The following is a 22,780-nucleotide window of genomic DNA, read 5'->3' as shown; positions in this document are numbered from 1 at the left end:
TCACCTGGTCCCGTTCTCGGCCAGTGCGGCGTCCGCGTCCACGATGAACTGCACGGCCTCCTCCACGTCGTCGGTCAGGATGAGCAGGTCCATGTCCTCCGGGCTGACCTTGCCGTCGACGAGCAGCCGGCTCTTGATCCAGTCGAGCAGGCCGCCCCAGTACTCGGTGCCGATCAGGATCACCGGGAAGCGGGTGACCTTCTTGGTCTGCACCAGCGTGATCGCCTCGAACAGCTCGTCGAGAGTGCCGAAGCCGCCGGGCAGCACGACGAACGCCTGCGCGTACTTGACAAACATCGTCTTGCGCACGAAGAAGTAGCGGAAATCGATGCCGATGTCGACCCAGTCGTTGAGGCCCTGCTCGAACGGCAGCTCGATGCCCAGCCCGACCGACATGCCACCGGCCTCGGTCGCGCCGCGGTTCGCCGCCTCCATCACGCCCGGTCCGCCGCCGGTGATCACCGCATAACCCGCCTCGGCCAGGGCCGCGCCCAGGTCCGCGGCCAGCTCACACTCGGGGCTGTCCGGGGTGCTGCGGGCCGAGCCGAAGACGCTCACCGCCGGCGGCAGGTCGGCGAGGGTGTCGAAGCCCTCGACGAACTCCGACAGGATGCGCAGCGCCCGCCACGCGTCCTTGGTCTTCCACTCACCGCGATGGTGCGAGTCGAGCAGTTTCTCGTCGGCGGTGCTCAAGGGCATCGATTCACGCCGGAGCGTGACGGCGCCGCGATGACGCTCCGGGGGTACGCGCCTGCGACCGTTGGTGCTGTCCGTCATGGCAACCACGGTAGTGCGGACGGTCCGTAACCGGTGAATAACCGGTTGGGTTTCGGCAAGAGGATTGCGACGGGGCGGCCTTTTTGCCAGATTGAAGCAACGGACGGTAGCTCTGGAGCGTCTGTACAGTTACCGAACCCCGCACGGCGCAGGCACGGCGCCCGGCTGACCGCCGGGCATCTGGGCAGAGGAGCCACCGTGATGACCCGTTACGAGCGTATGAAGATGCAGCGCCGCATGCAGCGGCGCATCCGGCTGGTGGTCGAGGAACGCCGGATGGCTCTCGCCCTGCCCCCGCCGGGGGCGGACCCGGCCTTCGACCCGGAGACCACCGTGGAGATACCCCGGCCCGCTGCCGACCCGGCCTGACCCCTACTCGTACGCGGTCAGCCATCGGTGCAGCGTGGCCGCACCGTCGCGGATCTTGCCGATCTCGACATGCTCGTCCGGCGCATGCGCCAGCGCCGGGTCACCGGGCCCGTAGTTGAGCGCCGGGATGCCCAGCGCCGCGAACCGCGACACGTCGGTCCAGCCCAGCTTCGCGGCCGGCTCCGCACCGACGGCGGTGAGGAATTCCCGCGCCGCGGCCGCACCGAGCCCCGGCAGTGCCCCGGGCGCCGAGTCGGTCACCTCGATGTCGAAATCCGCGAAGACCTCGTGCACGTGATCGAGCGCCTGCTTCTCGGAACGGTCCGGGGCGAAGCGCAGATTGACCTCGACCTCACACTCGTCCGGGACCACGTTGCCGGCCACGCCACCGGAGATCCGTACGGCGTTCAGCCCCTCACGGTATGTGCACCCATCGATGGTCACCGTGCGCGGCCGGTAGTCGTCGAGCCGGCGCAGCACCTCCCCGGCCGCGTGGATCGCGTTCACTCCGCGCCACGCCCGCGCGGTGTGCGCCCGCCGCCCGTGGGTGCGGATCCGCGCCCGCAACGTGCCCTGGCAGCCCGCCTCGACCACGCCGTACGTGGGCTCCAGCAGCACCGCGAAGTCGGCCCGCAGCCACTCCGGATGCTCCTGCGAGACCAGGTGCAGGCCGTTGAACTGCGACTCGATCTCCTCCGCCTCGTAGAAGAGGTAGGTGACGTCGTAGCCGGGCTCGGACAGGGTCGCCGCCAGGTGCAGGGCCAGGGCCACGCCGGACTTCATGTCGGAGGTGCCGCAGCCGTAGATCAGGTCGTCGACCACGGTGGACGGGAAGTTGCCGTTGATCGGCACGGTGTCCAGGTGGCCGGCGAGGATGACCCGCTGCTCGCGGCCCAGCTCGGTGCGGGCCATGACCGTGTTGCCGTACCGCTCGGTGTGCAGGTGCGGCGACTGCCGCAGGACGTCCTCGACGCAGTCGGCGATGACCTTCTCGTCGCGGGAGACGGACTCGATGTCGACCAGGGTGCGGGTGAGCACGACGGGGTCGACGAGCACGTCAGGGGTAAGCGGGTTCGCCATGAGCGGCACATTACCGCCCGGACATGAAGCCGTACGCCGATGCGCGGAGCGAGACCGGACCGACACGGGCGGTGTTTTCCCACTAGGCTTTCGGGTCCGGAACCTGGGGAGGCGCACGGACGATGCAGGTCGACACGACACAGCTACGGGCAGCCGCGACGAAGCTGCGGGACGAGGTGGCCGAGCACCTGCGCCGGGCCGGGATCCAGGCCGGCGGGCCCGAACGGGACTTCCGGGTCGCCGGGGCCTTCGACACGTACACGACGGCGGGCCCGTACCGGTCGGCGATCGCCGCCTGGGAGAAGGAGACGGAAGTCCTGGCCGAGGCGGCCCGGCAGCTGGCCGACGCGCTCGACGCGGCCGCCGCCGACTACGACGCGTCGGACGCCCGCGGCGCCGGGCGGCTGGCCGGCAGCCGATGAGCGACGAACTGGACCGGCTGCAGGACCTGCAGGACGACATCCACGACGCGCACGGCGTGTGGGGCGCGAACGAGCTCGCGGAGGCCTGCGCCGCCGCCGCGGCCGTGCCGGCCTTCGGTGGTGACGCGGACGCGCTGCGCCTGATCGCGGACGACTGCCGGACGGTGGCGCAGTCGGTGGAGAAGGCCCTGGACGCCGCCGACGTGCTGCGCGAGCAGGGCATCAGCGACGTGTGGGCCGGCGACACCCACGTCACCGCGAACGACGCGCTGCGGGCGCTCGCCGACGACATGTTCCGCGCGCTGACGGCGTTCCGGCAGATCAGCGACCAGGTACGGCAGCACGCCGACCTGGTTCAGCAGGAGCCCGGCGACCGCGGCAACGCGGCCGCGCTGGCCGAGATCGCCACCACGGTCGGGGCGATGAGCTGGGGCCCGGTGCCCAACCTCGAGTACGAGGGCGAGGTCATGCGCGACCAGCACGCGCAGGCGATCGCACACATCGACGGCCGCGTCGACAAGCACATCTCGATGCGCAACGCCGCGGAGGACTTCGCCACGGCCATGCACGAGATCGAGACGCAGGCCCGCACCGGCCGGCTCAGCGACTCCCCGCTGTCGGCGGTCGACGAGGTGGTGATCGCGGGCGCCGGCTGGACCCGGACCATGGTGCCGCTGACGCCGGTGCTGACCCCGGCGATGGACCAGCGGGCGGCCGAGGCGCTGGCGGCCCTGAACGACGAGGACCGGGAACGGATGACCGGGCTGCTGGCGACGGCTTACTCGCCGGAGCATCGGGCGTACCTGCTGAAGACGTTGGCGGCGGGGTATGCGGTGGGTGAGGTGGCGGGGTTCGACCAGCTGATCGCCGGGCACGGTGACGATCCGGGGTGGCTGCGGGAGCATCTGAGTCCGCTGTCCCTGGACGTGGAGAACCCCACGCCCGGCAAGGACCACAACGCGTTCGAGTCCGCCCGGTGGGAACAGGGAAACCGCCCCACCTGCGTGGCCGCGTCGACGGTCACCGCGCGCGCCGCGGTCGACCCGCTCTATGCGCTGCAGCTCACGACAGGTGGCCATCCCGGGGATCCGGAGTTCGACAATCCGGAGGCGTTCGCGCACCGGCTGCGGGACGAGCAGGAACAGGTCTACGACGGCGGCCGCACGTGGTTCCAGGACCACTTCGGCGACGACGGGATGACGTCCGAGCAGTCGGCGACCGTGGCCAACGAAGAGATCGCCGCCCGGACCGGAGCTGAGTACAGCAACGTCAGGCTGGAGGATCGCGCGGCCCGGGAGGCCACGGTCGCGTCGATCGAGCGAGCGGTCGACGAGGGTTATCCGGTCCCCTTCTTCACCCATGAGAACGGTGAGACCCATCAGCTGATGGTGATCGGCCACTCCGAGTATCAGCTGCAGGTGTACAACCCGTGGGGCTACACCTACTGGATCACCGAGCGCGAGTTCATCGACGGTCACGTGGACGGCATCGACGCCGAGATCCCCTCCACACCGAGCACGGTCCGGTTGCCGGAGAAGGTGGGTCGATGAGCAGACCGGGTGTGCGCACCGACGAAGAGCTGGTGTCGGTGGACGTGGCGACCGCGATCGCCGAGGCCCTGCGGAGCCCCGATCCCGCACGACATCTCATGACGGTCTGCGCGGTCCCGGCAGCGATCCAGGCGGATCAGGCGGGCATTCTGCCCCGCTCGTTGAGTTATCTGGCGGAGATAGTCCGCCGCGGCGGCAGCGACTACGCGGTCCAGCTTCCTTCGCCGCTCCCCACGGCGGAGCAGTCGGCACTGATCCGGCCATGGCTGGCCCGCGCTGCAGCGGGCGATGCCGACCGGTGCTTCGCACGCTGGCTCGACGCCGTGGCGGCGATCGTCGACGCCCGCCTCAGCGAACGCTGACCTGCCAGATCACCGTGCGCGACAGCGGTGACTGCTGGTCGCAGCCCTGGAAGCAATTGGCGACCGTGACGACCGCCGTGCCGGACTCCTTCGCCTCGTAGACGAAGTAGGTGGTGCCGCCGCCACCGCCGGCCACGTCGCCGTCGCGACCGACCAGGCGGGTCCACCAGCTTTCCGGCACCTTGCGCTCCGCCACCGGCTCCAGCTTGCCGGCGGGCGCGACGGTGGCGGTCCAGCTGTCGCCGACGGAGGCGCCGCGGTCCGGGACGGCCAGGGAGAAGCGGTCGCCCTCGTCGACCTCGACGGTCAGGTCGTCTTCAGTGATCTTGGTGCCGAAGGTCGCGCGCTCCTGCAGGGCGACGGCGGCCCAGGTGCCGCCCGCCAGCAGGATCGCTACGGCGAGCGACCACGACAACACCCTTCTCACCGGCCGGACCCTACTGAACCGGCGCCACGGGCGCTGTCCCGTCCTAGTAGGGTTCGCTGCGTGAGTACCGCGATTTCGACCTCGCCTGCCTGGGGCATCGGCCTCGCCACCGTCGCCGCCGAGGGTCAGGTGCTCGACACCTGGTTCCCGAGCGGTTTCCTCGGTCTCGGCACCGTTCCGGAGGCGGCGCCCACGCTGCCCGCCGGTCTCACGGGGCCGAAGGCGCTGGCCGGACTGGCCACGGTCGAGGTGCGGGTGGAGGTGGGTTCGCTCGCCGACCCGATCAAGGACGCCTCGGACGCGTACCTGCGGTTGCACCTGTTGTCGCACCGGCTGGTGCGGCCGAACGAGCAGAATCTCGACGGCATCTTCGGCATGCTGGCCAACGTCGCCTGGACGTCGGCCGGGCCGTGCCCGCCGGACCGGGTGGACGAGCTGCGCTTCATCGAGCGCGCCGCCGGCCGGCATCTCGCCGTCTACGGGGTCGACAAGTTCCCGCGGATGACCGACTACGTGACACCTTCCGGGGTGCGGATCGCCGACGCCGACCGGGTGCGCCTCGGTGCACACCTGGCCAGCGGCACCACCGTCATGCACGAGGGCTTCTGCAACTTCAACGCCGGCACGCTCGGCACCTCGATGGTCGAGGGGCGCATCGTGCAGGGTGTCGTCGTCGGTGACAGTTCCGACGTCGGTGCCGGCTCCTCGATCATGGGGACGCTCTCCGGCGGCGGCAAGGACAAGGTGTCCATCGGTGAGCGCAGCCTGCTCGGGGCCAACGCCGGCATCGGCATCTCGCTCGGTGACGACTGCGTGGTCGAGGCCGGTTGCTACATCACCGCGGGGTCGAAGCTGACGCTGCCGGACGGCCGGGTGGTCAAGGCCCGCGAGCTGTCGGGCGTCAACGGCCTGCTCTTCTGGCGCAACTCGGTGACCGGCGCCCTGGAGGCCCGGCCGCGCAAGGGTACGGGCATCGAGCTCAACGCCGCCCTGCACGCCAACGACTAACGCAGCGCCCCGGCCGCGACGGCCTTGACCGCGTTGGTCAGGGCCGTCAGCACCGTCGACTCCATCCGCCAGTACTGCCAGTAGAGCGGGATGTCCAGGTGCCGGCCCGGCGCCAGATCCACACCCCGGCCCGCGGCGATGTCCTCGCGGGCGGTCTGCTCGGGGATCATGCCCCAGCCCAGGCCCAGCCGGATCGCCTCGACGAAGGCGTGCGCCGCCGGGATGTAGGTGATCGGCGGTTCCAGGTCGCCGCTGCCCAGCGCCTCCAGGAAGCGGTGCTGGAGACGGTCCTTGCGGTTGAAGACGAGCATCGGCGTGGTGGCGAAACCGGTGAAGTGGCCGGGCGCGGCCACCGCCAGGTAGCGCATCGCGCCGAGCTTCTCCACCCGGCAACCCTGTACGGCCACGTGTTGTGCGGTCACGGCGGCCATCGCCGTACCCGCGCGCAGCAGCTCCGCGGTGTGGTCCTGGTCGTCCTGATGCAGTTCGAAGCTCAGCGCCGGCTCGGCCGGCAGCGCGGCCAGCGCGGGCAGGAACCAGGTGTGCAGCGAGTCGGCGTTGACCACCACCGAGATCCGGGTCCGGCCGTCGCCGCCGGGCACGCCCCGGGCCGCCGCCAGCGCCTCGCGTTCGAGGAGCGCGATCTGGCCGGCCAGCCGGACCAGCGCCTGCCCCGCCTCGGTGGCCTCGCAGGGTTTGGCCCGGCGGACCAGGACCTGCCCGACGTCCTGCTCGAGGGCCTTGATCCGCTGGCTCACCGCGGACGGGGTGACGTGCAGCGTACGAGCGGCGGCCTCGAAGCTGCCGCCCTCGATCACCGCCTGGAACGTCGCCAGCTGCACCGCGTCCACGTACACATTCCCTAATGTTCGTGAAGAATCTTTAGCTGGAGTACATCACGTATCCGCCCTAGCGTCGATGGCGTGCTCACCTCCACCGTCGCCGGCTTCGCTGCCTCCCTCGTGCTCATCGTCGCCATCGGCGCCCAGAACGCTTTTGTCCTGCGCCAGGGTCTGCGCCGGGAGCACGTACTCCCGGTGGTCTTGACCTGTGCCGTCTCGGACCTGATGTTGATCGCGGCCGGGATCGCCGGGCTCGGCGCGGTGGTGACCGCGCGGCCGACGGCCGTGACCGTCATCCGCTGGGCCGGCGCCGCGTTCCTGTTCACCTACGCCGCGCTGGCCGCGAAGCGGGCGTGGCGGCCCGGCACACTGAAGCCGACCGATCAGGCCCCGGCCACCCTGCGCGCGACCCTGCTGACCTGCCTCGCTCTGACCTACCTCAACCCGCACGTCTACCTCGACACCGTGCTGCTGCTCGGCTCGGTGGCCCAGCAGCACCCGCACCGGTGGCTGTTCGGGATCGGCGCCGCGGTGGCGAGCGGCGTGTGGTTCGCCGCGCTGGGCCTGGGTGCGCACCGGCTGGCCCCCGTGCTGTCCCGGCCGGCGGCCTGGCGGGTGCTGGACGGCCTGATCGCCGTGGTGATGGCCGGCGTCGCCACCACTCTGCTTGTTTAGCCATCAATCGAACCATTTGCAGGTATTCGGTATACACGGCGCATGCGAAGACTCCTCGTATCGGCGGCGCTGGCCGCGGCACTACTGGTGAGCGGGGCGGGGCAGGCCTGGGCCGCGCCACCCGCTCCGGCAGCCGGCGACGGCTGGTCCGTGACCGACGGCCAGCTGACCTGGCGGTCCGGTGAACGGATCCCGATGGGCGACGCGGCGGTCGAGTTCTACGCCGGCGACCGGCTGCTGGGCCGGCCGCGCGCGGCGGCCGACGACCGCACGTTCCGGTTGCCGCTGGAGCACGCCGAGGACCTGCGTGACCTCCAGGTACGCGCGGGTGGCAAGCGGCTCGACGCCGATGCCCCGGCAGCGGCGCGCAAGCGGGCGGCCGCGGTGCCGGCACCCCGGACGCTGCCCGCGAACAAGGTCGATCCCGGCGTCAAGGGGCCGTACCGGACTGTCACCGGCGAGTACTCGCTGGCCGGGGTCAAGCTGCCGGACTTCCCGGAGCCCGTGGAGATGCAGGGTGTCGTGGTCGCCCCGCAGGGAGCGCCCGGCAACCGTCCGCTCGCGTTGTTCCTGCACGGACGGCACTACACCTGCTTCAAGGGCGCCGACGAGGAAGCGTTGACCGGCGACTGGCCGTGCGGCGCGGGCACCGAGCCGGTGCCCAGCCACCGCGGCTACCTCCAGGCCCAGGAGCTGCTGGCCTCGCAGGGCTACGTCACCGTCTCGATCTCGGCGAACGGCATCAACGGCCAGGACTTCGCCGCCCCCGACGGCGGCGCCCAGGCCCGCTCCTCGCTGGTCCGCCAGCACCTCGCCCGCTGGGCCGACTGGGCCGGCGCCGGACGGGCGAACGCCCCCGCCGTCGTGAAGTCCGCGCCGCGGGCCGACCTGTCCAAGGTGTTTCTGATGGGTCACTCCCGCGGCGGCGAGGGCGTCAGCCGCGCTGCGATGGACAGCCTGACCCCGCCGCCGGCAGCCGCCGACGGTTACCACGGCAAGGTCCGCTGGACGATCCGCGGCATGCTGTTGATCGGCCCGACCATCTTCGGCCAGAACCCGGTGCCGGACGTGCCGTCCGCGACGATCCTGCCCGGCTGCGACGGCGACGTCTCCGACCTGCAGGGACAGATCTTCGTCGACGCCACCCGCGGCGTCAGCCGAGGCAAGGCACTGCACAGCTCCCTGTACGCGATCGGCGCCAACCACAACTTCTTCAACACCGAGTGGACGCCGGGACAGTCGCAGGCACCGTCCTTCGACGACTTCTTCACCGGCGACGAGCCCGATCCGGTGTGCTCGCCGGGCACCGCGACGCGGCTCACGGCCCAGCAGGAGCAGACGGTCGGTGCGACGTACATCGCGGCTGCCGCGCGGCTCTTCGTCGGCGGCGACGACCGGGTCCGGCCGCTGCTGGACGGCACCGGCGTACGCGGCCCGTCGGCCGGCCCCGCCCGGGTGCTCAGCCACGCCATCGGCGCCGGACGTACGGCGGCGCTGATCCCCGACGAGTCCGTCAAGGTCACCGGCGGCCGGCTCTGCGAGCAGGTCACCGACGACGCCACCAAGGCGTGCCTGACCACGGAGAGCTGGTTCAGCCCGTCGCCGCACTTCGTCCCGTTCGGCTTCGCCCGTGAGCCGGGCCGCTACGCCGTCGACCTGAAGTGGTCCGCCCCGGGCCAGGCGGTCACACTGCGGCCCAGCCGGCCGGTCAGCGTCTCCGGCGCACGTGAGCTGGCCATGCGGCTCGTGGTGCCGCCCAACACGACCGGCAACCGGTTCGGCGTGGCCGTCACCGACACCGCAGGCCGCCGCACCGCACTCGGTGAGGTACGCCTCGACGGCCTGCCCGGCAGCCAGAACACGACCTCGTACTGGGGTCAGGAGGTACGGGTGCCGCTCAAGCAGGTCCGCGGCAAGGTGGCGAAGCTGGAGCTGATCCCGCGCAGCGCCACCGGCGAGGCCTGGCTGATCGACGCGTGGGGCTGGCGGCCGGGCACTCCGGCGGCGCGGCCCGTCGCCCTGCCCCGCATCGACATCGGCGAGCTGAACGTCGTCGAGGGCGACTCGGGCAGCCGCACGTACCAGGTGCCGGTCAAGGTGACCGGGCGTGGCAGCGGTCAGGTGCGGCTGTTCCTCACCGACTCGGCCACGTTCGAGACGAAGTCCTGGCTGGCCACGGTCCGGCCCGGCAGCAGCACGATCCAGGTCCCGGTCAAGGTCACGGGGGACACGCTCTTCGGCGCCGGCGAGGCCTCCACCCTCAACGCCAAGGCCGTCCGCGGCACGGTGATCGGCGACTACCAGGGCGCGGTCTTCGCCGCCAACGACGACCCCGCGCCGAAGATCACCGTCGAGCCGGTCGCCGACCGGGTCGCCGAGGGCGGCACGCTCACCTGGCGGATCCGGCTCTCCACCGTGGCCGAGACCCCGATCTGGGTCGAGGGCGACGTCGAGCCGCCGGCCACCGGGACCGAGCTGTCCACCACGGACGTCGACCCGACCTGGTTCACCGACAACTCGGGTGAGGACCCGCTGCCGTCGCGGCCGCTGTCGGAGACCTATCTGATGCCGTGGACCGGGGTGCAGGCCGGTGAGCTGACCGCCGACCTGACCGTCCCGACCGTCACCGACTCCGCGGCCGAGCCGGACGAGGTGGTGCAGCTCCACCCGCAGGTGTTCGGCTGGGAAGAGGAAGCGCCCGAGCTGGGCACGGTGACCGGAACAGTCACCGACTGACGCTGGTTCCGCTACCCCTCGGAGAACCTGACCATGTTCCCCGAGGGGTCGCGGAAGGCACAGTCGCGGACCCCGTACGGCTGGTCGATCGGCTCCTGGATCACGTCCGCGCCCGCCGCCCGGACCTTCTCGAAGGTCTCGTCGCAGTTGCCGGTACGGAAGATGATGCCGGGTAGCAGCCCCTTGGCCAGCAGATCGGCCGTCGCCTGCCGGTCCTCCGGGGAGGTGTGCGGGAAGTAGCCCGGGATCTCCAGCCCGATCTCGACGGGCTGCCCGGGCGCGCCCAGCGTGAGCCAGCGGTTGTCCTCGAAGGTCACGTCGTTGCGCACCTCGAGGCCCACGACGTCGCGATAGAAGGCGAGTGCCGCGTCGTAGTCGTGCACGACGAGGAAGCAGTGCGACAGCGAGAGAGTCATGCCGACCACGCTAGGAGGATCGCGAACCGGCCGCTTCTCGAAACCGACCAGGTTGCCCCAGCCGCTTGAGCACGCAACCGGGGATGACGGCGGCGGCCCGGTGCTCGCGGGCTCGGTAGGCGGACGGCGTCTCCCCGACCAGGGCGGTGAAGCTGGCACTGAAGGAGCCCAGCGAGGTGCAACCCACCCGGACGCAGGCGTCGGTGACGCTGACGTCACCGCGGCGCAACAGCGCCTTGGCCCGCTCGATGCGGCGGGTCATCAGATAACCGTACGGGGACTCGCCGTACGCGGCCCGGAACCGGCGGCTGAAGTGGCTCGGTGACATGTGTGCCGTACGCGCCAGGGCAGCGACGTCGAGCGGCTGGGCGAAGTCACGGTCCATCCGGTCGCGGGCGCGGCGCAGGCGGCTCAGCTCGTCCACAAGGCCGCCCGTACGTCGTCGGCGAGGGCGCGGATGTCCACCGTACGAGCGGTGTCGACCCGGATGACCGGGCCCAGGGCCAGGGGCACGGCGGCCGCCGCCCAGCCGGTCCACTCGGTGGCCAGCTTCTCCGCGTCGGCGTGCACCGCGTGCCGCTTGCGCGAGATGTAGCGGGAACGGGCCAGCTCGGCGGGCACGTCGCACCAGATCTCGACGGTCGCCTTCGCTCCCGTTCGGGCCAGGCCGGCGCGGGCCTGCTCGAGGTCGCGCGGCCGGAACCACCACGAGTCCACGACCACCATGCCGCTCACCGCCGCGGCCAGGGTCCACACCGTGTCCATCGCCACCGCGCCGAGCTGCGGCACCTCGGTCACCACCGCGTCGGCCAGGGCTTCCTTGATCCGGTCCTTGCCGAGGCAGGCGGCGTCGAGCGCGGCCGCGAGCCGGGGTGCCAGGCTGCTCTTGCCCGATCCCGGCAGACCGTTCACCATCACCACGTCACGTGCCATGCCTGCACGATCGCACAGGCACTTGACCCTCGAGCAGGTCGAGGCAGCAGGGTTCCAGGTGTGGAGAGCGACGACATGTACGGCATCGGGGAGATCTCGCGGGCCAGCGGGCTGAGCATCAGCGCGCTGCGGTTCTACGACGGCGCCGGCGTCCTGGTGCCGGCCGAGGTCGACGCCCTGACCGGCTACCGCCGCTACAGCGACGAGCAGCTGCGGGCCGCCCGCCTGGTGGCCGGCCTGCGCCGGGTGGGGATGCCGGTCGCCGGGATCACCCGCGCGGTCGCCGAGCTGAGCAATCCCCCGGCGGTCCGCAAGCTGCTCGACGAGCACCTGCACCGGCTGGAGGATGGCCTGGCCGATGCCCGTCGTGAGCTCTCCCGCGTCCACGCCCTGCTGGATCCCGAGGAGACCACCATGACCCGGATCACCCTGCCTGCCGCCGCCCTGGCCGCCGCGCTCGACGCGGTCCGCTTCGCCGCCTGCACCGACCCCGAGCTGCCCATCCTCGGCGGCGTGCTGTTCGAGACCGAGCCCGCCGCGCTGACCGTGGTGACGACGGACCGCTACCGGCTGGCCGTCGCCGAGGCTGCCGCCGCCGTCTCGGGGCCACCGGCCAGGCTCGTCGCTCCCCTTCCGTTCGTCGACGAGCTGCGCCGGCTGCTCACCCGCGACGACGAGGTGGTGCTGTTGCTGACCCCCGAGCTGCTCGGGGCCGAGGTCGGCGGCCGGCGCATCGAGGGCAAGCCGTTGGACGTGGGCTTCCCCGACCACCACCGGCTGGTCGACCTCGGCGCGGCCGGCAGCCGCCAGGTGACGGTCGACGTGGCGGCCCTGCGCGCGGCGGTCGAGGAAGTGCCGGCCGTGTCGCGTGAGCACAACGGCAAGCCGTTCGACCTGACCGTCCTGGCGGTGGACCCGGCCGGTTCGCTGCGGGTGGCGGCCGAGGCGGAGTGGGCCGCCGACGAGGAGGCGCACGTGGCGGTCAACCGCGAGTTCCTGCTCCAGGCCCTCGACGCCGGCGGCGCGGGCCAGCTCGTCCTCGAGCTGGACGGACCGATCAAACCCCTGGCCGTGCGCGGTAGCGGCACGTTCTCGATCCTCATGCCGGTGCGCCGCTAACCAGCCTGACACGAGCACGGGAACACGACACACTGGCCCGGTGGATGACGACATCAGCGCAAGGCGGGCCGCCTGCACCGACTCCCTGCTCGGCAACGGGCTGGTGCGGCCGCCGGAGCTGCTCGCCTCGATCGACCCCGACGCCCGCCCGGACCTGTATGGCGAGGGTGGCGTGGTGGCCGAGCTGGAGGAGCATGTCGCCGCACTGCTGGGCAAGCCGGCCGCCGTGTTCCTGCCCAGCGGCACGATGGCCCAGGGCGCCGTCCTGCGGGTGCACGCCGATCAGCGCACCAGCCGCACGGTCGTCTGGCATCCGTACTCGCACCTCGAACGGCACGAGGGCCAGGCCTATGCGCGGCTGCACCAGCTCGTCGGGCGGCCGGTCGGCGACTTCGAACGGCTGATCCGGCGTACCGACCTGCGGAGCGTGGCCGAGCCGGTGGCGGCGCTCGTGCTGGAGTTGCCGCAGCGGGATCTCGGCGGGACGCTGCCACCGTGGGACGACCTGGTCGCGCAGACCTCGTGGGCCCGCGACCGGGGCGCGGCCGTGCACCTCGACGGCGCCCGGCTCTGGGAGGCCGCCGCCGGCTACGAACGGTCACCCGCCGAGATCGCCGAGCTGTTCGACACCGTGTACGTCTCGTTCTACAAGGGCGTCGGGGCGCTGCCGGGCTGCTGCGTCGCCGGGCCGGAGGAGGACATCGCCCAGGTGCGCGAGTGGCGTGGGCGGCTGGGCGGCACGCTGTTCGCGATGTGGCCGGCGGCGTCGTCGGCTCTCGGGCTGCTCGACGCGACACTGGCCGAGATGCCGGCCCGGCTGGCGCACGCCCGGGCCATCGCGGCGGCGCTGGCCGGGGTGCCCGAGGTGCGGGTCGTGCCGGACCCGCCGCAGACGCCGATGATGCATCTGCTGTTCGCGACCACGGCAGAACGTTTCCGGATGAAGGCCAAGCGGATCTCCGAGGAGACCGGGCTGTGGGTGTGGCCGAACGCGGTCGAGACCGGTGACCCGGAGGTGGTGCGCTGCGAGCTGCCCGTCGGGCGGGCGACCCTTCGGCACAAGCCCGAGACGATCACGGAGATCCTGGCCGGCCTCTGCGGCTGACGCCGGGCCCGGCTCCCGCGGTTGCGGCCGGTCGACCTCCGCGGTCGCGGCCGGTCAGCCTCGGCGGCTGACGCCGGGGTCGGGCATTTCGGCGTCGCCTGGCGGAATCGGGTGGGAATCGTAGAGTGAGGGTCGTGACTGACGACACCTTTCCGCTCGGCGACCGTTCGGTGCGACGGATCGGCTTCGGCGCGATGCAGCTCGCCGGGCCCGGGGCTTTCGGGCCACCGCGTGACCGCGACACCGCCCTCGACGTCCTCCGCAAGGCTGTGGAGCTGGGCGCCAACCACATCGACACCGCGCAGTACTACGGGCCGGACGTGGTCAACGACCTGATCCGGGAGGCGCTGCGGCCGTACCCGGAGGATCTGGTCCTGGTCAGCAAGGTCGGCGCGGCCCGCGACAGCACCGGGCGCTGGCTGCCCGCGATGGAGCCGGAGCAGCTGCGGGCCGGCGTGCTGGACAACCTGCGCTCGCTGGGGGTCGACCGGCTCGACGCGGTCAACCTGCGGCTGATGGACGGCGGCGGCGCGTTCGACGAGCAGCTCGACGCGATGATCGCCCTGCGGGACGAGGGTCTGATCGCCGGCATCGGGCTGAGCAACGTGACCCGCGAGCAGCTCGTGCACGCGGTCCAGCGCACGGAGATCGTGTGCGTGCAGAACTCGCTGAACCTGCTCGCCCGGGAGTCGCTGCCGCTGCTGCGCGAGTGCCAGGAGCTCGGCATCGCGTTCGTCCCGTTCTTCCCGCTCGGCTCGGCCTTCGGCGGGGTCAACCGGCTGCTCACCCACCCGGACCTGATCGCCGTCGCCGAACGGCTGGACGCCCAGCCCTCCCAGGTGGCGCTGGCCTGGCTGCTCGAGCTGGCCCCGAACGTGCTGCTCATCCCCGGCACCTCGTCGCTGGGCCACTTGATCGACAACATGACGGCCCGCCGGGTCCACCTGGACGACGACGCCCGCAAGATCCTGGACACGATCAGCGAGTGACCCCCGCGGCGGTGCGGATCTCGGCCGCCACCAGGTCCGGGTGCGACAGCATCGGGTGGTGGCCGGTGGGCAGTTCCACCGTACGGCGGGCCCGGGCGGCCTGGGTGCGCTGCGGCTCCGGCGGGGTCGCGCGGTCCTCGGCGCACACCGGGTAGGTGCTCGGGATGGCTTGCCACGGGGGTGGCCACCGCCGACTGACGGGTCAGCCGGGCCTGGGCCCTCGATGGCCGCGGGGTCGCAGTCCTGCAGGAACAGCTCCTCGGTCAGCTCGCCGTCCTCGACGCAGGAGCCGTGCACGAAAACCCGATCCATACCCCGACCCAAATGCGTCGGGGATTGTTGACATGTCGGGGATCTCCGACGCATCATGGGCGGCATGCCTGACGGTGATGTGTTCGCGGCGCTGGCCAATCCGGTCCGGCGCCGGCTGCTGGTCGCCCTCCGGGACGGTCCTCGCGCCGCCGGGGAGCTGGCCGGGCACTTCGAGCTGAGCCGCCCCGCCGTCTCCGAGCACCTCGCGGTCCTGCGCCACGCCGGCCTCGTCCGCGAGGAGCCGCGCGGCCGGCACCGCTACTACCACCTGGCCGCCGAGCCGCTCGCCGACGTCCAGGAATGGCTGCACCCGTTCGAGCGCTACTGGCGGGACCGGCTGGTCGCGCTGCGTGATCTCGTCGAGGAAGAGGGAGACGACCGGTGACCGACAAGACCGACATCGAACTGGACCAGTTCATCGCCCGGGAGCCCGCCGCCGTCTGGCGTGCGCTGACCGAGCCGGAGCTGCTGGCCCGGTGGTGGGCCGCGGGCGACATCAAGCCGATCGTGGGCCACCGCTTCACCATGGACATGGGCAGCTGGGGGCAGCAGCCGTGCGAGGTGCTGGAGGTCGACCCGGAGCGGCTGCTGGTGTACACGTTCGCCGAGGGCAGCCTCGACACCACGATCACGTGGCGGCTCGAACCCGAGGGCTCCGGGACCCGGCTGTTCCTGCGGCATGCCGGGTTTGTCCCGGGCAGCATCTCGCTGAAGGGCATGGGCAGCGGCTGGCCGGGCCTGCTCCGCCGAATCGAGCCCGCCCTGACCTGAGCCGCCGCAATCAGGCCAGGCGGTCAAGCTGGCGCGGCCGGGTCAGCCGGCGCGGCGGGCGAGTCAAGCCGGGGCGGGGACGGTTGTCGGGACAGCGGAGACGAGGTCGGCCAGCACCTGTCCGGCCAGCGTCCGCGGATCCGGCGGCGTCGGATAGCGCGCCGTGATCTCCCTGTTCAAAGCCTCGAACCGCCCCGGCAACGCCGCCAGAAAATCGTCCAGCCCGCGCTGCACCGGCCCCTTCACCAGCGGCGCGATCAGCCCGACGAGCGGCCGCAGCCACCCCACCCCGCGAGCACTCGCCCGGGTGGTCACCGACCAGCGGCCCGGCGAGGCCGCGGCCACCGTCAGCTCCCCGGTCGCCAGCGCCCGCGGGTGGGTCACCGTCGCGACCAGCTGCGGCTCTTCCTTCCCGTACGGCGGCAGCCGGCTCGCATCGACCGACATCCGCACGGTCACCACCCCACTGAGCAGCCCCCGGACCCCGAGCCAGTCCGGCACCTCCAGCACCAGGCCGACCGGCCCGGGGGACAGCTCGACCCGCGCCCGGGTGTCCGTGTCGGTGTGGTGCACCGTGAAGCATGTCCGTTCCCGCTCGTCGGCTTCGAGCGTGATCGCGTACGTGTGCCAGGTTGTCGCCACCCGCCCGGTGGCCCGGGCCGCCGCGATCCGCCCGCGCTCCCACTCGGTCGCGGCCATCGCATCGGCGTGCACCAGCCGGGCCGCGACCGCCGCCTCCTCCGCCGTCGGTGCCGGCACCGCGTCCTCGCGCAGCACCAGCCGGTAGGCCACGCCCGGGTACGGATGCCGGCCGTCGATCACCCGCAGCCCGCCGTGGGCCCGCTCGGTGACCGGATGCCGGACCACGCCGTCGACGAAGACCAGTGCGCGCCACCCGGCCAGCAGCTCGGGCAGGGCGGCGAGGAACGGTCGCGCATCGATCGCTGCAACTTCCGTCCGACCGCCGAGGCGCACCATGTCCGGATCGTAGACCGGGCGTATCCCGGTCGCGCGGGCCGGAGCCACCCGGTTACCGTCGGGCATGCGTTCTTCTGCGGAGTACGACAACCTCGTCGGCGAGGCCGCCGGGGTGCCGATCACCGGGTGGGAGTTCGCTTGGCTCGACGGCCGCGCGGTCGGCTCGGATCCGTCCTGGTCCTACCCCGAATTGGCCCGTCCTCTGCTGCGGCAGGCGAGCAGCTTGCTGGACCTGGACACCGGCGGCGGTGAGCTGCTCGTGGAGCTGGCGCCGCTGCCCCCGCACACCGTCGCGGTGGAGGGCTGGGCGCCGAATGTGCCGGTCGCGCGGGACCGGCTGGCGCCGTTCGGGGTGTCGGTGCTCACCGAGCTGCCGGGCGGGGAGAACGAGTTCGACGTGGTGCTGAGCCGGCACGGCCGGTTGCCCGCCGAGGACATCGCCCGCCTGCTCAAGCCCGGTGGGACGCTGCTGAGCCAGCAGGTCGGCAGCGACGACCTGCGGGACCTGAACGCCGAGCTGGGCGCCCCGCCGCCGTACGCGACGAGCTGGACGGCGACGGAGGCGGTCGCGGCGCTGGAGGCGGCCGGACTGATCGTGACCGACGTCCGCGAGGAACGCCCGCCGCTGACCTTCCACGACGTCGGCGCGCTGGTCTATCAGCTGCGCGCGGTGCCGTGGCAGATCCGCGATTTCACTCCCCAGCGGTACGAGCGGGCCCTGCGCCGGATAGACGCGCTGATCCGCACACACGGCCACTACACGGCCGCCGCGCACCGGTTCCTGGTGCAGGCCGGCCGCCCCTGAACAATCGGTGAAAGTGGCGCAGCCCACCTGTCCGGACTGATCCGTTGTGGGTAATGTCCGGATGGACTGACTACTCCGGGGAGGGGCATGGCTACCTTCAGTGCGAAGCGCCCGTTGTCCGAAGGCGTCCTGCGGCAGCTCGCCCAGGCCGCCGATCACATCTCCGGCATCTGCTTCAAGACCGGCCCACCTCGGCGCATCGGCGTCGAGTTGGAATGGACCGTTCATCGCTCGGACGCCCCGGCGGCCTATCTGGAAGCCGCGGACCTCCGCACAGCCCTAGGCAAGTACGCACCAACCGCACTCGGCAATCCCCACCCCGGCGCACTGTTACCCGGCGGTGGCGCGGTGACCGTCGAGCCCGGCGGCCAGCTCGAGATCTCCTCGGCACCGGCCGGCTCCCTCACCGAGTTGTACGAATCCCTCAGCGCCGATCAGGCGCACCTCACCGCCCTGCTGGCCCGTTCGGGCCTGGTCCTGGGCGAGACCGGCCTCGATCCGCACCGGGCGCCCCGGCGCATGCTGCAGACCCCGCGGTACGCCGCCATGCAGCGCAGCTTCGACGCCCGCGGCCGGCACGGCCGGACCATGATGTGCAGCACCGCCGGCCTGCAGATCTGTCTCGACGCCGGCACCGAGCAGCAGCTACCGCACCGCTGGGGAGCCCTGCACGAAGCGGGGCCGGCGTTGCTGGCCGCCTTCGCCACCTCGGGCCGGCACGCGGGCCGCGACACCGGCTGGGCCTCGGCCCGGATGGCCACCTGGTACGGCATCGACCCGCGCCGCACCAGACCGGTCAGCACCCCCGGCGATCTGGCCACCGGCTGGGCCGACTACGCCCTGGCCGCACCCGTGCTGTGTGTGCGCCGCGGCGAGCAGTCGTGGGACGTGCCGGCGAGGGTGACCTTCGCCGACTGGATCGACGGCGCGCTGCCCGGCCCGCCCCGGGTGGACGACCTCGACTATCACCTCAGCACGCTGTTCCCGCCGGTCCGCCCGCGCGGCTATCTCGAGGTCCGCTACCTCGACACCCAGCCCGGCACGGAGTGGATCGCCCCGGCCGCGGTCGTGGCGGCCCTGCTCGCCGACGACGCCACCACCGACGCGGCCCGGGCCGTCGTGGCCGCCACCGCCGGCCAGTGGGTGACCGCCGCCCGCGCCGGGCTGGCCGACCCCGACATCCGGCGCACCGCGACGGACCTGCTGGATCTTGCCTGCCGCAACCTCGACAGCACCGGCCTACCGCCCGCGCTGCGGGACGTGGTCACCGACATCGTCGACCGGCGCCTGCACCGCGCCGGCACCCGGAAGGACGCGCACCGATGACTCAGGACCTGCGCCTCGCCGTCGCCGCCGAGCTGGAGCGCGCCCGCGCCCGCACGGCGCTGCTGACCGACGCCGTGGACGACGCCGACCTCGTCCGGCAGCACTCACCGATCATGTCGCCGCTGGTCTGGGACCTGGCCCACGTCGGCAACCAGGAAGAGCTCTGGCTGGTCCGCGACGTCGGCGGCCGCGAGCCGGTACGCCGCGACATCGACGAGCTCTACGACGCGTTCAAGCACCCGCGCAGCGACCGGCCCGCGTTGCCGCTGCTCGGTCCGGCCGAGGCCCGCGCCTACGTGGAGCAGGTGCGCGACAAGGCCCTCGACGTGCTGGACCGGGTCCGGCTGGACGAGAGCCGGCCGTTGCTGGCCGACGGGTTCGCCTTCGGCATGATCGTGCAGCACGAGCAGCAGCACGACGAGACCATGCTGGCCACCCACCAGCTGCGGGCCGGCGCGCCGGTGCTGACGGCCGATCCACCGCCACCGGCCCGGGTGCCCGTCGCCGGCGAGGTGCTGATCCCGGGCGGCCCGTTCGCCATGGGCACCGACACCGAGCCGTGGGCGCTGGACAACGAACGGCCCGCGCACACCGTGGACGTGCCCGCCTTCTTCATCGACGCGGCCCCGGTGACCAACGGCCGGTACGCGGAGTTCATCAACGCGGGCGGCTACGACGATCCGCAATGGTGGAGCGAGCGGGGCTGGGCGCACCGGCAGACCGCCGGGCTGACCGCGCCGCTGCACTGGCGGCGGGACGGGGACGGCTGGGCGGCCACGGCGTTCGGGCGTACCGAGCGGATCGTGCCGGACGAGCCGGTCGTGCACGTGTGCTTCTTCGAGGCGGAGGCGTACGCGGCGTGGGCCGGGCGCCGGCTGCCCACCGAGGCCGAGTGGGAGAAGGCGGCCCGGCACGACCCGGCGACCGGCCGCTCCCGGCGATTCCCGTGGGGCGACGAGGCGCCGGAGGCTCGGCACGCCAACCTCGGCCAGCGCCACCTGTCGCCCGCGCCCGTCGGTGCCTATCCGGACGGTGCCTCGCCGCTGGGCGTGCACCAGCTCGTCGGCGACGTGTGGGAGTGGACGAGTTCCGGCTTCCACCCGTACCCGGGGTTCGCTGTGTTCCCGTACGAGGAGTATTCGCAGGTGTTCTTCGGCGGCGACTACCAGGTGCTGCGCGGTGGCTCGTTCGGCACCGACCGGGCCGCCTGCCGGGGCACCTTCCGCAACTGGGACCACCCGATCCGGCGGCAGATCTTCAGCGGCTTCCGCTGTGCCCGCGATGCCGGACCCGGCACCCACTGATGTGCCGGCACCTGGCCTATCTCGGATCACCCGTACCGCTGGCGGAGCTGCTGTTCGAGGCGCCGCACGCCCTCGCCCGGCAGGCGTGGGCGCCGCAGGACATGCGCGGCGGCGGCACCATCAACGCCGACGGCTTCGGCGTGGCCTGGTATCCGGGCGGTAACGCCGATCCGGTGCGCTACCGCAGCGCGGCCCCGCTCTGGTCGGACGCCGCCCTGCCGGCGCTCGCCGCCCACACCGTGGCGGGCGGGGTGCTGGCGGCGGTCCGCTCGGCCACCCTCGGCATGCCGGTGGTCGAGACGGCGGCCGCGCCGTTCGCCGAAGGACCGTGGTTGTTCAGCCACAACGGTGTCGTGCGGGGCTGGCCCGACTCGGTGGCCGGGCCGGCCGCCCGGCTGCCGGTGCGCGACCTGCTGACCCTCGACGCCCCGACCGACGCGGCGCTGCTCTGGGCGCTGGTCCGCGACCGGCTGCGGGCCGGGGTGCCGGCCGCGCGGGCGGTGGCCGAGACGGTCGTGGAGGTCTCGGCGGCCGCGCCCGGCTCCCGGCTCAACCTGCTGCTCACCGACGGGCAGCAGATCATCGCCAGCACCGCCGGCCACGCCCTGTCCGTGCGCACCGGCCCCGCGTCCGTGCTGGTCAGCTCCGAACCCCTTGATCCCGGCCCGGCCTGGCGAGCCGTGCCGGACGGCAGTCTGCTCGTCGCCACCCCGTCCGGTCTGGACATCACCGTCTTAGGGAGATCATGAGCGCGCTGGAGATCCATCTCGACGATCAGGACCTCGACCGTACGCTGCGCGGCGACGTGGCCGCCGGGCTGACCGCGACCCCGAAGTGGCTGCCCCCGAAATGGTTCTACGACGCCCGGGGCAGCGAGCTGTTCGAGGACATCACCCGGCTGCCCGAGTACTACCCGACTCGTACGGAACGTGCGATCCTCACCGAGCACGCCGCCGCGATCGCCCGCATCACCGAGGCGAAGACCCTGGTCGAGCTGGGCTCGGGTTCCTCGGAGAAGACGGTGCTGCTGCTGGACGCGCTGCTCGCGCACGGCACGCTGGGCGCCTTCGTCCCGCTCGACGTGTCGGCCTCCGCGCTGGGCGAGGCCGTCGACCGGCTCGCCGTGCGCTACCCCGGGCTGGCGGTCCGCGGTGTCGTCGGCGACCTGACCCGGCACCTGGCGCACATCCCGGACGGCGACAACCGGATGGTGGCGTTCCTCGGCGGCACCATCGGCAACCTGGTCCCGGCCGAACGTGCCGAGTTCCTGTCCCGGCTGCGGGCCGTGCTGCAACCCGGGGAATGGCTGCTGCTCGGCACCGACCTGGTCAAGGACCCGGCGATCGTCGTGCCCGCGTACGACGACGCGGCCGGGGTCACCGCCGAGTTCAACCGCAACGTGCTGCGGGTGGTCAACCACCGGCTGGGCGCCGACTTCGACGTGGACGCGTTCGCCCACGTCGCGCTCTGGAACGCCGAGCAGGAGTGGATCGAGATGCGGCTGCGGGCCGGCTCGGCCCAGCGCGTACACATCCGCGATCTGGACCTGACCGTGGACTTCGCCGCCGGCGAGGAACTGCGCACCGAGATCTCGGCGAAGTTCCGCCGGGACGGGCTCTCCGCCGAGCTGGCCGCGGCGGGCTTCGCGCTGCGCCATTTCTGGACCGACCCGGCGAACCTCTTCGCGGTGTCCCTGATCCAGGCGGCCTAATCCAGGACGGCGCCGCAGGTCATGTTGAGGGCGGCGCCGGTGATCGTGCGGGCCCGGTCCGAGGCGGCGAAGACCGCCACATGTCCGACGTCGGTGAGGGTCGCCGTGCGGCCGAGCAGAGTCTGCCCCGTCAGCTCCGCCTCGATCGCCGCGCGACCCTCGAAGGCGGCCGGGATCGCCTCCGGCACGCCGCCGGTCTGCAGGGTGAGCACCCGGATCCCGTACGGGCCCAGCTCGGTGGCGAGCTGCCGGCGCATCGCCTCGATCGCCTCGAAGCCGGTGACCAGGCCGCCGAGCAGATACCGGCCCGCCGCGGTGCGGTCGCCGGAGCCACCGAAGGTCAGGATCACCCCGGATCGCCGGGGCTTCATGTGCCGGGCGGCGGCCCGGGCGGTCAGGAACTTCGAGCGTACGGAGGTGACGACCGGGCTCAGATAATCCTCGACCGGCATGTCGACCATGGCCGTACCCTGCACGTCGCTGTCGCCGATCACGTTGACCGAGATGTCGATGCCGCCGGTGGCCGCCGCCACCTCGTCGGCGTGCGCGTCGACCGCTCGCTCGTCCAGGGCGTCGACCTCGGCGATCTGCGCACCGATCGGTTCGGCCACCGCGGCCAGGGTGGCGCGGGTCCGGCCGGCGAGGAAGACCCGGGCGCCCTGGGCCGCGTACGCCCGGGCGATCGCGCCACCGATGGATCCGCCGCCGCCGTAGATGATTGCCGTTCTGCCGTCGAGCATCATGTGTCGTCTCCTTCTCTCTC

26 protein-coding genes and 1 pseudogene are annotated in these 22,780 nt (G+C 72.4%); 17 read left to right on the top strand and 10 right to left on the bottom strand.

What is annotated here, in order from left to right; genetic code table 11:
• Complete coding sequence (locus tag ACZ6S4_RS14090; protein ID WP_465475303.1) at positions 1 to 777, bottom strand: LOG family protein; 777 nt, start codon at positions 775 to 777, stop codon at positions 1 to 3.
• A gap of 201 nt (positions 778 to 978) precedes the next feature.
• On the opposite strand from ACZ6S4_RS14090, the gene ACZ6S4_RS14085 reads away from it, so the two are divergent.
• A complete protein-coding gene (locus tag ACZ6S4_RS14085) occupies positions 979 to 1,146 on the top strand; it encodes a hypothetical protein (protein ID WP_212991198.1) in 168 nt (55 codons plus the stop codon).
• A 3-nt stretch (positions 1,147 to 1,149) separates the two neighbouring features.
• Here the strand turns inward: ACZ6S4_RS14085 and dapE are convergent, their stop codons facing one another.
• Positions 1,150 to 2,226 (bottom strand): succinyl-diaminopimelate desuccinylase, encoded by a 1,077-nt coding sequence (gene dapE, locus ACZ6S4_RS14080; RefSeq protein WP_465475302.1) that lies wholly within the window; start codon positions 2,224 to 2,226, stop codon positions 1,150 to 1,152.
• Positions 2,227 to 2,348: 122 nt separating this feature from the next.
• On the opposite strand from dapE, the gene ACZ6S4_RS14075 reads away from it, so the two are divergent.
• From ACZ6S4_RS14075 to ACZ6S4_RS14065, 3 genes are read left to right on the top strand one after another with little or no spacing between them, the layout of a single operon-like run.
• Positions 2,349 to 2,648, top strand: a complete 300-nt coding sequence (locus ACZ6S4_RS14075; protein ID WP_465475301.1) for a type VII secretion target — start codon at positions 2,349 to 2,351, stop codon at positions 2,646 to 2,648.
• Positions 2,645 to 4,198 carry a WXG100 family type VII secretion target gene (locus ACZ6S4_RS14070; protein ID WP_465475300.1) on the top strand — a complete coding sequence of 518 codons (1,554 nt, stop codon included), beginning with the start codon at positions 2,645 to 2,647 and terminating at the stop codon, positions 4,196 to 4,198. Before ACZ6S4_RS14075 ends, ACZ6S4_RS14070 begins: the two co-directional genes overlap by 4 nt.
• Entirely contained in the window at positions 4,195 to 4,560 is a 366-nt protein-coding gene (locus tag ACZ6S4_RS14065) for a hypothetical protein (protein ID WP_465475299.1), read from the top strand. Before ACZ6S4_RS14070 ends, ACZ6S4_RS14065 begins: the two co-directional genes overlap by 4 nt.
• On the opposite strand, the gene ACZ6S4_RS14060 is transcribed toward ACZ6S4_RS14065, so the two are convergent.
• Complete coding sequence (locus tag ACZ6S4_RS14060) at positions 4,547 to 4,987, bottom strand: hypothetical protein (protein WP_465475298.1); 441 nt, start codon at positions 4,985 to 4,987, stop codon at positions 4,547 to 4,549. The two genes, ACZ6S4_RS14065 and ACZ6S4_RS14060, sit on opposite strands and share 14 nt — an antisense overlap.
• Positions 4,988 to 5,047: 60 nt before the next feature.
• Here ACZ6S4_RS14060 and dapD point away from each other — a divergent pair, with 60 nt between their 5' ends.
• Positions 5,048 to 5,995 (top strand): 2,3,4,5-tetrahydropyridine-2,6-dicarboxylate N-succinyltransferase, encoded by a 948-nt coding sequence (dapD, locus tag ACZ6S4_RS14055; protein WP_465475297.1) that lies wholly within the window; start codon positions 5,048 to 5,050, stop codon positions 5,993 to 5,995.
• Here dapD and ACZ6S4_RS14050 read toward each other — a convergent pair.
• Positions 5,992 to 6,846: a LysR family transcriptional regulator ArgP gene (locus ACZ6S4_RS14050; protein ID WP_465475296.1), complete on the bottom strand. Its 855-nt coding sequence runs from the start codon at positions 6,844 to 6,846 to the stop codon at positions 5,992 to 5,994. The two genes, dapD and ACZ6S4_RS14050, sit on opposite strands and share 4 nt — an antisense overlap.
• Before the next feature lie 72 nt (positions 6,847 to 6,918).
• Between ACZ6S4_RS14050 and ACZ6S4_RS14045 the strand changes: the two genes are divergently transcribed.
• The gene (locus tag ACZ6S4_RS14045; protein ID WP_465475295.1) at positions 6,919 to 7,512 is read left to right on the top strand and encodes a LysE/ArgO family amino acid transporter; all 594 of its coding nucleotides are present in this window, start codon (positions 6,919 to 6,921) and stop codon (positions 7,510 to 7,512) included.
• Between the two features lie 42 nt (positions 7,513 to 7,554).
• Positions 7,555 to 10,248, top strand: a complete 2,694-nt coding sequence (locus tag ACZ6S4_RS14040; protein ID WP_465475294.1) for an alpha/beta hydrolase — start codon at positions 7,555 to 7,557, stop codon at positions 10,246 to 10,248.
• 11 nt (positions 10,249 to 10,259) lie between these two features.
• Here ACZ6S4_RS14040 and ACZ6S4_RS14035 read toward each other — a convergent pair whose 3' ends face one another.
• From ACZ6S4_RS14035 to ACZ6S4_RS14025, 3 genes are read right to left on the bottom strand one after another with little or no spacing between them, the layout of a single operon-like run.
• Entirely contained in the window at positions 10,260 to 10,664 is a 405-nt protein-coding gene (locus ACZ6S4_RS14035; protein WP_465475293.1) for a VOC family protein, read from the bottom strand.
• Positions 10,665 to 10,674: 10 nt separating this feature from the next.
• Entirely contained in the window at positions 10,675 to 11,049 is a 375-nt protein-coding gene (locus tag ACZ6S4_RS14030; protein ID WP_465475406.1) for a helix-turn-helix transcriptional regulator, read from the bottom strand.
• Between the two features lie 26 nt (positions 11,050 to 11,075).
• A complete protein-coding gene (locus ACZ6S4_RS14025) occupies positions 11,076 to 11,597 on the bottom strand; it encodes a P-loop nucleotide/nucleoside kinase family protein (protein WP_465475292.1) in 522 nt (173 codons plus the stop codon).
• A 75-nt stretch (positions 11,598 to 11,672) separates the two neighbouring features.
• Between ACZ6S4_RS14025 and ACZ6S4_RS14020 the strand changes: the two genes are divergently transcribed.
• From ACZ6S4_RS14020 to ACZ6S4_RS14010, 3 genes are all read left to right on the top strand, one after another.
• Positions 11,673 to 12,716 (top strand): DNA polymerase III subunit beta family protein, encoded by a 1,044-nt coding sequence (locus ACZ6S4_RS14020; RefSeq protein WP_465475405.1) that lies wholly within the window; start codon positions 11,673 to 11,675, stop codon positions 12,714 to 12,716.
• Between the two features lie 40 nt (positions 12,717 to 12,756).
• Positions 12,757 to 13,821: a threonine aldolase family protein gene (locus tag ACZ6S4_RS14015; protein ID WP_465475291.1), complete on the top strand. Its 1,065-nt coding sequence runs from the start codon at positions 12,757 to 12,759 to the stop codon at positions 13,819 to 13,821.
• Positions 13,822 to 13,955: 134 nt separating this feature from the next.
• On the top strand, positions 13,956 to 14,810 hold the full coding sequence (locus ACZ6S4_RS14010) for an oxidoreductase (protein ID WP_465475290.1): 855 nt from the start codon (positions 13,956 to 13,958) through the stop codon (positions 14,808 to 14,810).
• Here ACZ6S4_RS14010 and ACZ6S4_RS14005 read toward each other — a convergent pair.
• Positions 14,800 to 14,982: pseudogene (locus ACZ6S4_RS14005) on the bottom strand (alpha/beta fold hydrolase); the annotation flags it as partial. The gene ACZ6S4_RS14010 and the pseudogene ACZ6S4_RS14005 overlap by 11 nt on opposite strands.
• 204 nt (positions 14,983 to 15,186) lie before the next feature.
• Here ACZ6S4_RS14005 and ACZ6S4_RS14000 point away from each other — a divergent pair.
• Both ACZ6S4_RS14000 and ACZ6S4_RS13995 read left to right on the top strand, forming a co-directional pair.
• Entirely contained in the window at positions 15,187 to 15,507 is a 321-nt protein-coding gene (locus tag ACZ6S4_RS14000; protein WP_465475289.1) for a metalloregulator ArsR/SmtB family transcription factor, read from the top strand.
• A complete protein-coding gene (locus ACZ6S4_RS13995) occupies positions 15,504 to 15,893 on the top strand; it encodes an SRPBCC family protein (protein WP_465475288.1) in 390 nt (129 codons plus the stop codon). Before ACZ6S4_RS14000 ends, ACZ6S4_RS13995 begins: the two co-directional genes overlap by 4 nt.
• Before the next feature lie 63 nt (positions 15,894 to 15,956).
• Here the strand turns inward: ACZ6S4_RS13995 and ACZ6S4_RS13990 are convergent, their stop codons facing one another.
• Entirely contained in the window at positions 15,957 to 16,937 is a 981-nt protein-coding gene (locus tag ACZ6S4_RS13990) for a hypothetical protein (RefSeq protein ID WP_465475287.1), read from the bottom strand.
• On the opposite strand from ACZ6S4_RS13990, the gene ACZ6S4_RS13985 reads away from it, so the two are divergent.
• From ACZ6S4_RS13985 to egtD, 5 genes are all read left to right on the top strand, one after another.
• Entirely contained in the window at positions 16,936 to 17,676 is a 741-nt protein-coding gene (locus ACZ6S4_RS13985; RefSeq protein ID WP_465475286.1) for a class I SAM-dependent methyltransferase, read from the top strand. The two genes, ACZ6S4_RS13990 and ACZ6S4_RS13985, sit on opposite strands and share 2 nt — an antisense overlap.
• Before the next feature lie 87 nt (positions 17,677 to 17,763).
• Positions 17,764 to 19,002, top strand: coding sequence for an ergothioneine biosynthesis glutamate--cysteine ligase EgtA (gene egtA, locus ACZ6S4_RS13980; protein ID WP_465475285.1), 1,239 nt, complete (start codon positions 17,764 to 17,766; stop codon positions 19,000 to 19,002).
• Positions 18,999 to 20,306 carry an ergothioneine biosynthesis protein EgtB gene (gene egtB / locus ACZ6S4_RS13975; protein WP_465475284.1) on the top strand — a complete coding sequence of 436 codons (1,308 nt, stop codon included), beginning with the start codon at positions 18,999 to 19,001 and terminating at the stop codon, positions 20,304 to 20,306. Before egtA ends, egtB begins: the two co-directional genes overlap by 4 nt.
• The gene (gene egtC, locus ACZ6S4_RS13970; protein ID WP_465475283.1) at positions 20,306 to 21,055 is read left to right on the top strand and encodes an ergothioneine biosynthesis protein EgtC; all 750 of its coding nucleotides are present in this window, start codon (positions 20,306 to 20,308) and stop codon (positions 21,053 to 21,055) included. Before egtB ends, egtC begins: the two co-directional genes overlap by 1 nt.
• Positions 21,052 to 22,017 (top strand): L-histidine N(alpha)-methyltransferase, encoded by a 966-nt coding sequence (gene egtD / locus ACZ6S4_RS13965; RefSeq protein WP_465475282.1) that lies wholly within the window; start codon positions 21,052 to 21,054, stop codon positions 22,015 to 22,017. Before egtC ends, egtD begins: the two co-directional genes overlap by 4 nt.
• Here the strand turns inward: egtD and ACZ6S4_RS13960 are convergent.
• Positions 22,014 to 22,760, bottom strand: a complete 747-nt coding sequence (locus ACZ6S4_RS13960; RefSeq protein WP_465475281.1) for an SDR family oxidoreductase — start codon at positions 22,758 to 22,760, stop codon at positions 22,014 to 22,016. The two genes, egtD and ACZ6S4_RS13960, sit on opposite strands and share 4 nt — an antisense overlap.
• Positions 22,761 to 22,780: the final 20 nt, after the last annotated feature.

The sequence above is a fragment of the Actinoplanes sp. NPDC051405 genome, assembly GCF_055586185.1.
This window is presented reverse-complemented; position numbering and strand designations above follow the sequence as displayed.